A 14,155-nucleotide genomic window follows, 5' to 3' on the forward strand; every position below is an offset into this window, starting at 1 on the left:
ATGCGACGCGGAGCGCCGCACGATAGTTACAGGATTATCGTTCCGCACGCTCCAGCGTGGGAATGCCGTGCGTGACGCTCCGCGTCACAGATCTATGCCGCGCCGCACACTCAAGGCAGGACGCAGAGCACGCTGAGCACGCTGAGCATGGGCACGATAGGGGACCAAAAGCTTCACGACGAACAGCTGATTTCCAGATGCTTGCCCCAGTCCGGTGGTCGCTGGGCGTAGCCTTCCATTCCGGGTTGTTCGGTGAAGGGCGTGCAGAGCACTTGGTGCAGGCGGCGGACTTCTGCATAGTCACCTTTTTCCGCTGCGGCGATAGCGTTCTGGGCCAGGTAGTTGCGCAGGATGTAAAGCGGATTGACCGCGTGCATGCGGGTTTGACGCTCTTGCTCGGTGCCTTTGCCCTCGCCGGCAATACGCGCCAGATACGCTTCTGCCCAGCCATCGAAGCCCTTGATGTCGACAAAGTCGTCGCGCAATGTGCGCAGCGCTTCTACGGCGGGCTGATCGCCCAGGCGACGGAAAAACAGGGTGTAATCCACGCCGCTGTTCTGCATCAGCTTCAGCAATTGGCTGACCAGTTGTTCGTCCTGATCTTCGGCAATGGTCAGGCCCAGTCGACGACGCATCAGGTCAAGGTAGTGCGCTTGATAAAGCGGCAGGAACAAGCCGATGGTCTCGCGTAACGCTTCCACGCTGATGAACGGCGTCAGCGCCTGTGCCAGCGCGCTGAGGTTCCATTGCGCGATAGGCACCTGATTGCTGAAGGAGTAGCGACCTTCGTGATCGGAATGGTTGCAGATGAAGTGCTCATCGAAATCGTCCAGAAACGCGAACGGTCCGAAATCGAAGGTAATGCCCAGAATCGACATGTTGTCGGTGTTCATCACGCCATGACAGAAGCCGTAGGCCTGCCACTTGGCAATCAGCTCGGCGTTACGCTCGACGATTTCCCGGAACATCGCCAGATACGGCTCAGGCTGCTCCTGGCAGTGCGGGTAATGCATCGTCAGCACATGCTCGGCGAGGGTCTTCAACTGCTCTGGCTGTTTGGTGTAGAAGAAGTATTCAAGACTGCCGAAGCGCACATGGCTCTGCGCCAGACGCAGCACCATCGCTGCGTGTTCCTGGGTTTCGCGCCATACCGGCGTGCTGGAGCTGACTACGCACCCTGCACGGCTGCTGGGGATACCCAGCGCGTGCAACGCTTCGGAAGCCAGAAACTCGCGGATCGACGAACGCAGCACGGCGCGCCCGTCACCCATCCGCGAGTACGGCGTGCGGCCCGCGCCCTTGAGGTGCAGGTCCCAGTGTTCGCCTGCGTCGTTGTACACCTCGCCCAGCAACAGCCCGCGGCCGTCGCCCAGGCGCGGGTTGTAGGAACCAAACTGGTGGCCGGAATAAACCATCGCTCGCGGCTCGGCTTCTGACCACAGCTTGTGGCCGCTGAAGATTTCCGCGAACAGCGGCAGATCGGCCTGTTCAGGGGCCAGGTCCAGCAGCGCCAGCGCGGATTCGCTGGCAACCACAAGCCGCGGCGCATCGATGGGCTCAGGCAGCACGGAAGTGGAGAACGCATCGCCCAGTCGGGCAAAGCGGTTGTCGAAAGTGAGTTCGTCGAGTGCTTTCAAAGCGTATCGCCTCCAGAGGGGAATTTCAGGCTTTCAACGAAGCGGCGGCCTGCCTGGCTCGTCGGGCGTGTTGCAACGGTCAGAACCCGTAGACCGGGTCCCTGGGTGGTAGTTCTGGTGATCGGGGCTGCGCCCGGACTATCGGTTCCGGCTTCGCTCGAAGGCGGCCAGGATCGTGCGCTCTGATTGCACCAGATATTCTTCAAGCATATGGGTCGCTTCATCGGTCTTGCCAGCGTCGAGGCGGCCGAGCACGGCAGCATTCATGTCCAGATAGGGCGAGTGGAGCAATTCCGGATTGTTGAGCAGCCCGAAGGCCAAGCGCAACTCTGCTGATATCTGCGCATAAAACGCCGCCAGTCGCGGGCTGTCGGACAGCTCGACGATGGCCTTGTGAAACATCATGTTGGCGGTGCCCACGGCAATCCAGTCCTTGGCCTCACGCGCCTGCACGCCGGCCTCGACCGCATTGCGCATGTGCAGCACACCGGGATGCTGTGGATACGCCTGGGCAATCGCCCTGCATTCGATAAAGCGCCGGATGCGATAAATATCGATGATTGAGGCCATGTCAGGCTTGGCCACGGTCACGCCGCGGTTGGGTTCATGAGTGAGCAAACCCTCGCGGGTCAGAATTCTGAAAGCTTCTCTCAAGGTATTGCGGGAAATCTGCAGGCTTTCGGCCAGCGCCGCTTCCGAAAGGCGTTGACCGGGAACCAGCTCACCCTCGACCAGCATTCTGCGAAGCTCTGTGGTGATGGATTCTCCAAGCGTACGAGGGAGGAGAGAGGCAGCGTCATTCATAAAGGGTCCGGATAAAGAAAAGCCGAGTCGATATTCCACGACAGCTCATTGGCTGGCAAGGACGAAGGCCATCCGATGCTTCATCAGGTAGCACACTTGAGTTCAAACGTAACAATATGGTGCGCATTGTTGATTCATAAGATATGGATTGTTCAACAATATTATCTTTATGTATCTACAACTTGGCGCTGTTTAATGCCCTTTGGCATGCTCATTGCTCTGGCAGGTTACCTCTCATCTCAGGAATGCCGCCGTGACACAGACTGCCAATGAGTTCACCAAGGCGCGTCGCGCCTCATTGATCGCCGCGATCTTTATGATGGCGACCTCTGCCATCGGCCCAGGATTTCTGACCCAGACAGCCACTTTCACCGCGACCCTGGGGGCGGCGTTTGCCTTCGGCATTCTGGCGTCGATCCTGATCGACTTCGTGGTGCAGTTGAATGTCTGGCGCATCGTGACGCTGACCAGAATGCGCGCGGCCGATCTGGCCAACGCAGCGATCCCGGGCAGTGGTTATCTGCTCGCGGTACTGGTCATCTTCGGCGGCCTGGTGTTCAGTCTGGGCAACATCGCCGGTGCGGGCCTGGGCTTGAATGCGTTGACCGGTCTTGACCCCAAATGGGGGGGCGCCTTGAGTGCGCTGATCGCCATTGCGATCTTCTCGTCGCACCGTGCGGGTATTGCGATGGATCGCATCATGATGGTGCTGGGCACCTTGAAGGTCTGCCTGATTCTATTCGCCGCCTTTGCCTCGCATCCGCCGCTGGGCGAGGCTCTGCGCCAGACCATCCTGCCGGACATGGTCGATTTCGCCGCCATCACCACCATCGTCGGCGGCACGGTCGGTGGCTATATCACTTACGCCGGTGCTCACCGCTTGCTGGATCGCGGCACCGTCGGGGTCGAGAACATCGATGTCGTGTCCAAGGCGGCGCTGACCGGTATTCTGGTCACCGGGGTTGTCCGTTACATACTTTTTCTGGCAATCCTCGGCGTGGTCGCCAGCGGCGTTGTCATCGATGTATCCGGCCAGGGCGCAAACCCTGCGGCCCAGGCGTTCACCGCTGCCGCTGGCAACTTCGGCCTGATCATGTTCGGCCTGGTGCTCTGGGCGGCCGGCATCAGCAGCGTGATCGGCGCGTCCTATACTTCGATGTCGTTCATCACTGTATTTTCCAAACGCATCACCGAGCGCGTGCGTAACCTTGCCACGGTCGGCTTTATCCTGATCACCGTGGTCGTATACGTCATGTGGGGCAAACCACCGGCTGCGCTGCTGGTGTTTGCCGGTGGCTTCAACGGCTTGATTCTGCCACTGGGCCTGAGCATTTTCATGTACGTGGGCTGGCGTCGGTCCGACATGATGGACGGCTACCATTACCCGCGCTGGCTATTGGTGCTGGGCGTGCTGACCTGTCTGCTGTCGTGGTACATGGCGTTCAAATCGGCGGGAGCCATCTTTGCCTTCATCAATGCAGCCTGATTTCGGAGAATAAAAATGCCTGCAATAGACCTCAACAGTGATCTCGGTGAAAGCTTCGGCGCCTGGAGCATGGGCGACGACGAGGCGATTCTCGATGTGGTCAGCAGCGCCAATGTGGCCTGCGGTTTTCATGCTGGTGATCCGGCCGGCATCCTGCGCACCCTTGAGGCCGCTGCGGCCCGGGGCGTGGCCATTGGTGCGCATGTGGCTTACCCGGACCTCGTCGGGTTTGGCCGCCGCAACATGGATATCCCGAGCGACCAGCTGACCGCCGACGTCATTTACCAGATCGGCGCGCTTCAGGGGCTGGCGCGCAGCGCTGGTACCAGCGTGACATACGTCAAGCCTCACGGCGCGCTGTACAACACCATCGCTGGCGATCAGCGCCAGGCAGCGGCGGTCATTCAGGCGCTGCTGCGCATTGACCCCGCGTTGAAGCTGGTGTGCCTGGCTAATTCCCCGCTGCTCGACTGGGCACGCGACGCCGGGCTTTCCTGCGTCGCCGAAGCGTTCGCCGACCGCGCCTATACCGCTGAAGGCACGCTGGTCTCGCGCTCGCGGCCCGGTGCCGTGCTGCACGACGCCGAACTGATCGCCGAACGCATGCTGCGCCTGGTGCGCGAAGGCATCATCGAGGCTGAAGACGGCCGCGAAATCAGCCTGCAGGCCGATTCGATCTGCGTGCATGGCGACAGCCCGGGCGCGGTGAACATCGCTCGCATCCTGAAAAACCGTTTGCACGATGCAGGCGTCACTGTCCGCGCATTCAATCGAGGTTGATCATGAATTCACTGCAACTCGCCCGCGAGGCAGCCAGCGCCGCCCGTGCCCGTTATCGCCAGGGATTCGTCGCGCCGACCGCTGGCGAAGCGCCCGGTCTGACCCAGTGCAACATGATCACGCTGCCGCGTGAATGGGCGTATGACTTTCTGCTGTTCGCGCAGCGCAACCCGCAAGCCTGCCCGGTGCTGGATGTGACCGAGCCCGGCAGCCACACCACGCTGTTGGCCGAACAGGCTGATCTGCGCACCGACCTGCCGCTGTACCGGGTCTGGCGCGATGGGCAACTGGCCGAAGAGCTGAGTGATGTGAGCCACATCTGGGCGCAGCACACTGATCTGGTCAGTTTTCTGATCGGCTGCAGCTTCACCTTCGAAACCGACCTGATGAACGCCGGGATCGACGTGCGCCATATCAGCGAAGGCTGCAACGTACCGATGTACCGCAGCAATCGTGTCTGTCGACCTGCCGGGCGCTTGCAGGGAAACATGGTGGTTTCTATGCGGCCCATCGCTGCGGACCGGGTTGCCGAGGCAGCAAGGATCACCGGGCGCTACCCCGGCGTGCACGGCGCGCCGGTGCATGTCGGCGAACCTGAGCTGCTTGGCATCAAGGACTTGGCGCATCCGGACTTCGGCGATGCAGTGAGCATCAAGCCCGGCGAGATTCCTGTGTTCTGGGCCTGCGGCGTGACCCCGCAGGCGGTTGTCATGGCGTCTCGTGTGCCGTTCGCGATTTCCCATGCGCCGGGGCACATGTTCATTACCGATATTCCGGACAGCTACTACCACGTATAGGAGAGGCTCATGCGTTTCTACCCGGCCAACCTGGACGCGCTCCTGGTTGAACTGTCGAACCTGGACGAGACTCTGGCCCTGTTCGAATCGTTACAGCAGAGGCCCATCGCAGGCGTGGAGGAAATCGTTCCGGCGGCCCGGACGCTGCTGGTGCATTTTCGCCCGTCCGCCATCGGTTTCGAGGCGCTGGCGGCGCAGATTGCCTCGCGTGACATTCGCGGCAGCGCTCGCGAGCCCGGCAAGCTGATTGAAATACCCGTGCATTACAACGGTGAAGACCTGGCTGATGTGGCCCGCGAGCTGGACATCAGCGTTGACGAAGTGATCAAGCGCCACTCCGGCAGCGACTACAACGTTGCCTTCTGCGGCTTTGCGCCCGGTTTTGCCTACCTCAGCGGCGGTGCCGGCTTTGTGGTGCCGCGGCGCAGCACACCGCGCACGCGCATTCCGGCTGGTGCAGTGGCGTTGGCCGGTGGTTTCAGCGGCATTTATCCACAGGCCAGCCCCGGTGGCTGGCAGATCATCGGCGTGACTCACTCAAAAATGTGGGATCTGGGCCGCGACGAGCCAGCCTTGCTTCAGCCTGGCTATCGCGTGCGCTTTCAAGACGCCGGTCCGCTGCCCGTGACCAGCGTGTCGGTTGCTGCGCCCGTTCGTCAGCAGGCGTCGACAATCACCGAAGACTATCTGCAAGTCGTTACGCCGGGTTTGCAGACCCTGTTTCAGGACCTGGGTCGTCCCGGTCGGGCAGGGCAGGGTGTTTCCGCATCAGGCGCGCTGGATCGCGGCGCATTGCGTGCGGCCAATCGCGCAGTAGGCAACGAGCCGGGCACTGCTTGTCTGGAGATTCTCATGGGTGGCCTGACGTTTACCTGTCAGGGCCAGGCCGTGGTAGCGGTTACCGGTGCTCAGGCGCCTGTCGAGGTGCTGACGACTGATGGCCAACGCATGCAGCCGCCGCTTTACGCGCCGTTTTCGTTGCAGAGCGGCGATCAGGTGAGCATCGGTTCGCCCACCGCAGGCTTGCGCAGTTATCTGGCCGTGCGCGGCGGTTTTGTCCACGAGCCGGTGCTGGGTAGTCTGTCCACCGACACGCTGGCCCAGGTGGGGCCCGCAGCGCTGGCGGCGGATGACCGGCTGGGCTTCAGGCGCAGAACCGGTGGTGCTGCGGTGTCGACTGGCGAACAACCGGCCTTCGATATGCCGCGTAATGATCAGGTCATTACCCTGGATGTGGTCATGGGGCCGCGCAGCGACTGGTTCACCGCCGAGGCGCAGGCGTTGCTTGCGCAGCAGACCTGGCTGGTCACACCGCAATCCAACCGGATCGGTATCCGCCTGGCAGGCGAGCAGTCGCTTGCGCGCGCCGTCAGTGGCGAACTGCCCAGCGAGGGCACCACGGTCGGTGCCATTCAGGTGCCGCCCAGTGGCCAGCCGGTACTGTTTCTGGCGGACCACCCGTTGACGGGCGGTTACCCGGTCATCGGCGCAGTCGCTACCTATCACCTGGACAAGGCCGGGCAGATTCCGGTCAATGCTCGCATTCGTTTCAACCCGCTGAGCGCCTTCGAGCCAGTGCGCTCCGCCACTTCAGACGAGACCAATAACAGATGAAAAAGGTTCTGATTGCCAACCGTGGCGAAATTGCCGTGCGTATTGCCCGCGCCTGCCGTGACTATGGGGTTGCCTCGGTGGCCGTGTATGCCGATGCCGATATCGACGCGCTGCATGTGCGTCAGGCCGATGAAGCCTATGGGCTGCAAGGTGAGCGCCCCACCGACACCTATCTGAACATCGAAAAGCTGCTGGCAGTCGCTGCTCGTGCCGGTGCCGACGCGGTTCACCCAGGTTATGGCTTCCTCTCGGAACGCGCCGACTTTGCCCGCGCCGTAATCGACGCCGGCCTGACCTGGATCGGCCCGGACCCTGCAACCATCGACGCGCTGGGCGACAAGGTGCAAGCCCGGCGCATCGCTTTGAAAGTCGGTGCGCCGCTGGTAGCTGGCACTGAAAACCCGGTGAAAGATGCTTCTGAAGTGCTTGCGTTCGCCGAGCAGTACGGCCTGCCGATTGCCATCAAGGCGGCATTTGGCGGCGGTGGTCGCGGCCTGAAAGTCGCTTGGAAGCTCGATGAAGTCAGCGAGCTGTACGAGTCTGCGGTGCGTGAAGCGGTGACCGCGTTCGGTCGTGGCGAGTGCTTCGTCGAACGCTTTCTGGATCGCCCACGGCACATTGAAGCGCAGATCATCGCCGACCGGCATGGCCGGGTGGTTGTGGTCGGCACCCGGGATTGCTCGTTGCAGCGTCGCAACCAGAAGCTGATCGAGGAAGCCCCGGCCCCTTACCTGACCGACGAGCTGCGCCAGCGCATTCACGAGTCGGCCCGCGCGGTCTGTGCCGAAGCGGGCTATGTCGGTGCCGGTACGGTGGAATTCCTGCTCAGTGGCGACGGCACCCTGTCATTCCTGGAGGTCAACACACGCTTGCAGGTCGAACACCCGGTGACTGAAGAAACCAGCGGTGTGGATCTGGTCATCGAACAACTGCGCGTGGCCGACGGCCTGCCGCTATCATTCGACGGTACGCCTGTACCGCGTGGCCACAGCTTCGAATTCCGCATCAACGCCGAAGATGCAGGCAACGGCTTCCTGCCGACCCCGGGCACCATCGACGTGTTTCAGCCACCGTCCGGACCGGGCGTGCGGCTGGACACCGGCGTGACAGAAGGCTCGCGAGTGTCAGCAAACTTCGATTCGATGATCGCCAAACTGATCGTCACCGGCGCAACCCGCGAACAGGCCATCAGCCGCGCCCGCCGTGCGTTGGTCGAGTTCAAGGTGGAAGGCGTGGCCACCGTGCTGCCGTTCCATCGGGCGGTCATGGACCATGATGACTTCACGGCGTCCAATACCTTTGCCGTCCACACCCGCTGGATCGAAACCGACTTCGCCGAACACGTCACCCTCGCACCGCGCAGCGCTGCGCCAGTTGATGCAGGCGTGCTGCGCACCTTCGTCGAAATCGACGGAAAACGCCACGAACTGGGCCTGCCTGCTGCGCTGCTGCGTGGCATGAGCCTGAATTCGGCTGCAACAGCTGACGCTAGCCAGCCAGCTGCCGACGCCCCTGACCCGCACGCAGTACTGACGCCGGTCGCGGGCAACCTGCATGCCTGGGCGGTTGAAGACGGTGCGACGGTAGAGAAGGGACAGGTGATCGCCATCATGGAGGCGATGAAGATGGAAACATCGATACTGGCGCCGTGTGCCGGAACCGTGCAGATCAGCAAGGAGCCTGGCGGGTATCTGGAGGCGAAGGTGGTGATTGGTCGGGTCGAGGCCTGATTTCATTGCAATCGCGCGTCAACCGGGCGGTTACCCGATTGACGCGTGCTGTTGCAGAAAATAATCGCCTCAGTCCAGCCGCAACTCAGGCGGCTCGGGCGCATCCTTGGTCGCCGGGGCCACTTTGGTGTTTACCGGTTGCAGCGTTGTTTGCCCGGTCGGGGCACCGGTTTTGTCGCTCGGCTCGGCGGGCACCAGCTTGTATTCCAGGCCCTGGGTGTTCTTGAGGTAAATCTCCATCTGGCGGAACGAGATGTTGATGTGCTGCTTCTTGAACTCGCGATTGATGAAGCGGTTGATCTCGTCCAGCACCGGGTTGCGGTCGCCCAGGTCGCGGACGTGCATGCGCAGTTCGTGGTCGAGGGTGCTTTCGCCGAAGTTCAGGAAGTAAACGATGGGCTCTGGTTCCTTGAGCACCCGAGGGTTTTCCCGAGCGGCTTGCAGCAGCAGGGAGCGCACCAGGTCCAGGTCCGAGCCGTAATCGACGCCCAGCTTGAGCGTTACGCGGGTGACGGTGTCGGTCAGCGACCAGTTGATGAGCTGGCCGGTGATGAACGTCTTGTTCGGGACGATGATGTCCTTGCGATCGAAGTCGGTGATGGTCGTGGCGCGGATGCGGATCTTGCTGACCGTTCCCGAGAGGGCACCGATGGTGATGGTGTCACCGATCCGCACCGGACGTTCGAAGAGGATCATGATGCCGGAGATGAAGTTGGCGAAGATCTCCTGCATGCCGAACCCGAGCCCTACCGACAGCGCCGCGACCAGCCACTGCAATTTGTCCCAGCTCACGCCCAGCGTCGACAGCGTGGTCACGAAGCCGACACCGGCGATGGTGTACGACAGCAGCGTGGTTGTCGCGTAGGCACTGCCTTGCGCGAGGTTCATGCGTGACAGCACCAGCACTTCCAGCAGACCCGGCAGGTTGCCGGCGAGCACGAAGGTGATGACGATGATCACCCCGGCACCGAGGAAGTCGCTCAGGCTGATCGGCACCATGCTCATGTTGGCACCGGTGCCGCTGGTGTATTCGTAGAGGATGATGTTGTCCAGGTAGGCGAATACCGTAATCAGTTCGGCCCAGACCAGGTACAGCGCGCCGACGAACCCGGCCAGCAGGGCCAGGCGGATCAGGCGCAGCGACTGCTGGTTGACCTGTTCGATGTCCAGCTTCGGCTCTTCGACCGGAATGTCGCTGTCGCCGTTTTCCCGGGCTGCCTGACGCTTGGCCAGCGCGCGCTGATAGGCCAGACGCCGGGCGGCGACGCTCAGGCCGCGGACGAAGGTCGCCTCGACCATCAGCCAGATCATCATCAGGTACAGAGTGTCGATCAGACGGTCGCTGAGCTTGAGCGCGGTGTAGTAGTAGCCAAAGCAAACCGCCAGGAAGAGCGCGACCGGCAATGCCGTGAACACCACGCCGACAGTCTTGCGGAACAGCGAAGCGTTATGGTGCGTGGGGCTTGAGATCAGCAGGCGAGCGAGCAGCCAGGTCATCAGCGCGTAACAGGTCAGCACCACGCCGATCCCCAGTACATCGTCGGCCAGCGCCGCAGGTTGGTGCTCGGCGACGGCCACCACGGCCACCAGGGCCAGAACGACCAGCCCGAGGCGACGCACCCAGCCGCGCAGGAACTCGACCTGCGCCGTTTCCCAGCGGAAATGCAGTTGGGCAACGCCAGATGGGGCGAGTACGCGGTAGGCGGTGTAGAACACCAGCCAGGCGAGGGCGATCTGCAACAAGGCCTCGCCCAGGTTGGCGTTTTGCCCGCGTGCATCGATTTGCAGGGCATAGCCGCACAGCGCCAGGCCCAGCGCCACGGGCATGGCCAGCAGCACGTTGATCAGCAGCGCCAGTGGCGTTTTCCATTGGCTGTCACGTTTGAAGTGGCCGATGTCGGCATGCAGGCGATTCAGCTTCTGATACAGCGCCTTGCGCCGCCAGGTCAGTACGCCGATCAACAGCAGCAGGGGCAGGAACAGCAGCGGTCGCTGAGTCAGGCCGTCTGACAGCTCGCTCAGGCTGGATGTCCAGGGCAGGGTGGCGATCTGCTTTTGCAGGCGCGGCCAGATATTCTGAAACCATTCCAGGTCCAGCGGCTTGTTGCTGGGGATCCAGAACATCTGCTCGTCGAGTGTGGCGCGCAGTCCCTGAGCGGTGCTGGTCAGCTGCTTCTGGTTCAGTTGCAGCGTGATGGACTCGTTGAGCAACGCGCTCAGCTCGCGATTGAGGCGCTCCAGCAAGTCGCTGCGGGTGATTGCCAGGTCCAGCAGCGTACGGCGCAGTTGCGGGGTAATGTTTTCAGGCGGTTGAGTGGCGAGCAGCTTTTCGACATAGGCGGTCGGCGTGCTCATCTGCTCGCGTTGCTGGTTGATGTCGAACTGATACAGGCGGATGTTGGCGATTTCGTCGGCCAGGCCCTTGTCCAGCTCCAGGTGCGGCAACGCCTGCTTCTGCTTGTAGAGAATCTTGGACAGCAGCAGGCTACCGCTCAGCACGTTGATCTGCTCGCTGAGGGCTTGATCGGTCTGGGTCAGGTTGTCCAGTTGCTGCTTGGTCTTGAGGTTCTGCTGGGTCAGCTCGTTGAGGCGATCGGTGCCGCGCAACAGGTAGTCCGACAGCTTGAGGTTGGCGGCGCTTTCGGTCGCCAGCAGGCTGCTGCCACCGGACTTTTGCGCTTCCAGGGACAGGTCGGCGACCGTTTTCTGCGACTGAGCGCGACGCTTATCGTTGATCAGGGTTTGCAGGTCCTGAATTTCCTGTTCCTGGCGCGCGACCTTTTCGGTCAGCAAGTCGTGCTGGCTATTGCCCAGGTCCTGCAACTGGCTGTTACCGGCCAGTTCCTGACGGCGCAGCAGGTTGAGGGCGTTGATCGAGGCCAGTTCTGCATTGAGCAGATTGCGCTGGTCGGCGCTCAGGGTCTTGCCATTGTCCTTGCCGCTCTTGAGGATGGCGTTGATCTGCTGGATACGCGTCTGATTGGCGCTGATTTCAGTCTGCGCCCGCTCGGGCCGGGTCTGCGCGGTGATGGCCAGGCTGTTGGCGTCGTTGAGTTCGCTTTGCAGGTCGCTTTGCTGGGTACTGCGCTGGCTGAGAAGCTGCTCCAGTTGTGGCACATCAAGGCCGCCGTAGCGCTGGGCGACGGGTACCACTTTGCTTTCTTTCAGGCGGGCCAGCTCGCGCTGGTTTTCCGAGGTCTGTTTTGGCGCCTGGGCCAGTTGTTGCTTGAGCGCTTCGAGTTTCTGCTCGCTGTCCTTCTTGCTGGCGAGAAAAGCCAACGTTTGCTCGAGTACCTGTTGCAGCGCTTTCTGCTCGGCATCAGGCAGCTTGCGATCAGCAATCTTGTCGAGGCTTTGCTGCACGGCATCGCTGCTGGGCGGGTCGGCGGCGAGCGCCGGGAAGGTGGACAGGCAAAGCGCAAACAGTGCGGCAGCACAAATGGAACGCAGGGAAAACATAGACACCGGTCGCATGATGATACGTGTGGATTGGCAGTTTAAAGGAACAGTCCGGGGCCCGGGCGGGTTCCTTCGGGGAATTTGACGCCCACTTTCTGGATCTTGTTCCCGTCCATGACGGCAACTGTCCAAATAGTTCCATTCCATTCAATCTGGTCGCCCACCACTGGCTCGCCGCGGTTCTTCTGCACGATGAACTGGCTGAGTGGCATTCCGGGGTCAATGCCATCGAGTTTCAGGCCATACAGGGCCGCGACTTCACCCAGCCGTGCATCGCCTTCAAGAACGAAGTCGCCGAAGAAGCGCAGGTCCAGGCCACGTTGCGGTGCCTGGCTGAACAGTTTGCCCAGTGCCGGAAGATCATGTTCGTGACCGATCACACAGAGCAGGTCGCCCACTTCCAGCGTCGTACTGCCGGACGGGTGGAGCAACTGCTGGCCCCGGAACAGCGCGGCAATACGCGTGCCTTCAGGCATTTTCAGCTCACGCAGCGCTGCACCGATGCACCACTTTTCAGCGCCCAGACGGTAGACGAACAGCTCCCATTCACTGGTGACGTGCACCTCCAGTGCGGCTCGGGAAATAGGCGCGGGGTCTGGCGGAACCGTCACTTTCAACAGTTTGGCCACCCATGGCAGGCTGGTGCCTTGCAGCAGCAGCGAGACCAGTACGATAAAGAACGCCAGGTTGAAGTACAGCTGCGCATTGGGCAGCCCGGCCATCAGCGGGAACACGGCGAGGATGATCGGCACCGCGCCGCGCAGGCCGACCCAGGCGATAAAGGCTTTTTCGCGGCCATGGAAGGCCTTGAACGGCAGCAGGCCGACCATCACCGACAGCGGACGTGCCACCAGAATCATCCACAGCGCCAGGCCTAGCGCCGGAATCGCAATCGGCAGCAGATCGTGTGGCGTGACCAGCAGGCCCAGCACCAGAAACATGCCGATCTGTGCCAGCCAGGCCATGCCGTCAAGCATGTGCAGGATGCCGTGGCGGCTGCGGATCGGCCGGTTACCCAGCACCAGACCGCATAGGTAGACCGCGAGAAAGCCGCTGCCGTGAATCGCGTTGGTCAGGGCAAAGATCGCAAGCCCCCCGGCAATCACCAGAATAGGGTACAGGCCGGCCGCCAGATTGATGCGGTTGACCAGCTGCAGCAGGATCCAGCCGCCGCCCAGGCCGATGAAACTGCCGATGCCGAACTCCTGAATCAAATGCCCCAGCAGCCCCCAGTGCAAGCCGGTCTGACCGCTGGCCAGCATGCCGATCAGGGTGACGGTCAGGAACACGGCCATAGGGTCGTTGCTGCCCGATTCTATCTCAAGGCTGGCGGTGACCCGCTCGTTCAGGCCTTTGCCGCCCAGCAGGGAGAACACCGCAGCAGCGTCTGTCGAACCGACGATCGCGCCGATCAACAGGCCCTGAATGACGCTGAGATTGAACAGCCAGGCAGCCACCATGCCGGTCAGTACGGTGGTGATCAGCACGCCCACCGTTGCCAGCGACAAGGCAGGCCACAGCGCAACCCGGAAACTGGCCACCCGTGTGCGCAGCCCGCCGTCGAGCAGGATCACGGCCAGCGCAAGGTTGCCGACTAGGTAGGCGGTAGCGTAGTTGTCGAAGATGATCCCGCCGCCATCCACGCCCGCCACCATGCCCACGGCCAGGATGATGACCAGGATCGGAATACCCAGGCGTGATGAAAGAGAGCTGACCAGGATGCTTGCGGCTACCAGCAACGCGCCGACCAGAAACAGGCTGTTGATGGTGGTGGCGTCCAAGGGCGGTACTCCGTAGAAAAACTGAATTGAAGCGAGAGGGGCGAAAACTGACCATGCAGTCCGCGTG

The 14,155-nt window shown here is 61.9% G+C and carries 9 protein-coding genes; 5 read left to right on the top strand and 4 right to left on the bottom strand.

Going from position 1 to position 14,155, the window contains the following annotated elements; genetic code table 11:
• Positions 1 to 173: 173 nt before the first annotated feature.
• On the bottom strand, positions 174 to 1,637 hold the full coding sequence (gene selO, locus RYC18_RS19165) for a protein adenylyltransferase SelO (RefSeq protein ID WP_057404843.1): 1,464 nt from the start codon (positions 1,635 to 1,637) through the stop codon (positions 174 to 176).
• A gap of 138 nt (positions 1,638 to 1,775) precedes the next feature.
• Positions 1,776 to 2,441, bottom strand: coding sequence for a GntR family transcriptional regulator (locus RYC18_RS19170; RefSeq protein ID WP_081023535.1), 666 nt, complete (start codon positions 2,439 to 2,441; stop codon positions 1,776 to 1,778).
• A 253-nt stretch (positions 2,442 to 2,694) separates the two neighbouring features.
• Here RYC18_RS19170 and RYC18_RS19175 point away from each other — a divergent pair, with 253 nt between their 5' ends.
• From RYC18_RS19175 to RYC18_RS19195, 5 genes are read left to right on the top strand one after another with little or no spacing between them, the layout of a single operon-like run.
• Positions 2,695 to 3,927 carry an NRAMP family divalent metal transporter gene (locus tag RYC18_RS19175; protein ID WP_002551747.1) on the top strand — a complete coding sequence of 411 codons (1,233 nt, stop codon included), beginning with the start codon at positions 2,695 to 2,697 and terminating at the stop codon, positions 3,925 to 3,927.
• Between the two features lie 15 nt (positions 3,928 to 3,942).
• On the top strand, positions 3,943 to 4,707 hold the full coding sequence (locus tag RYC18_RS19180) for a LamB/YcsF family protein (RefSeq protein WP_005778796.1): 765 nt from the start codon (positions 3,943 to 3,945) through the stop codon (positions 4,705 to 4,707).
• Between the two features lie 2 nt (positions 4,708 to 4,709).
• The gene (locus RYC18_RS19185; RefSeq protein ID WP_005743054.1) at positions 4,710 to 5,504 is read left to right on the top strand and encodes a putative hydro-lyase; all 795 of its coding nucleotides are present in this window, start codon (positions 4,710 to 4,712) and stop codon (positions 5,502 to 5,504) included.
• 9 nt (positions 5,505 to 5,513) lie between these two features.
• Positions 5,514 to 7,118: a 5-oxoprolinase/urea amidolyase family protein gene (locus RYC18_RS19190; protein WP_005743053.1), complete on the top strand. Its 1,605-nt coding sequence runs from the start codon at positions 5,514 to 5,516 to the stop codon at positions 7,116 to 7,118.
• Positions 7,115 to 8,848 carry an acetyl/propionyl/methylcrotonyl-CoA carboxylase subunit alpha gene (locus tag RYC18_RS19195; protein ID WP_057404845.1) on the top strand — a complete coding sequence of 578 codons (1,734 nt, stop codon included), beginning with the start codon at positions 7,115 to 7,117 and terminating at the stop codon, positions 8,846 to 8,848. The genes RYC18_RS19190 and RYC18_RS19195 overlap by 4 nt, the downstream gene beginning before the upstream one ends.
• A gap of 69 nt (positions 8,849 to 8,917) precedes the next feature.
• Here RYC18_RS19195 and mscK read toward each other — a convergent pair whose 3' ends face one another.
• Positions 8,918 to 12,307 (bottom strand): mechanosensitive channel MscK, encoded by a 3,390-nt coding sequence (mscK, locus tag RYC18_RS19200; RefSeq protein ID WP_054083575.1) that lies wholly within the window; start codon positions 12,305 to 12,307, stop codon positions 8,918 to 8,920.
• A gap of 38 nt (positions 12,308 to 12,345) precedes the next feature.
• Positions 12,346 to 14,088, bottom strand: coding sequence for a potassium/proton antiporter (locus RYC18_RS19205; RefSeq protein ID WP_004666441.1), 1,743 nt, complete (start codon positions 14,086 to 14,088; stop codon positions 12,346 to 12,348).
• Positions 14,089 to 14,155: the final 67 nt, after the last annotated feature.

The organism is Pseudomonas syringae group sp. 247E2 (assembly GCF_032587795.1).
In the GTDB taxonomy this organism is placed as follows: domain Bacteria; phylum Pseudomonadota; class Gammaproteobacteria; order Pseudomonadales; family Pseudomonadaceae; genus Aquipseudomonas; species Aquipseudomonas amygdali.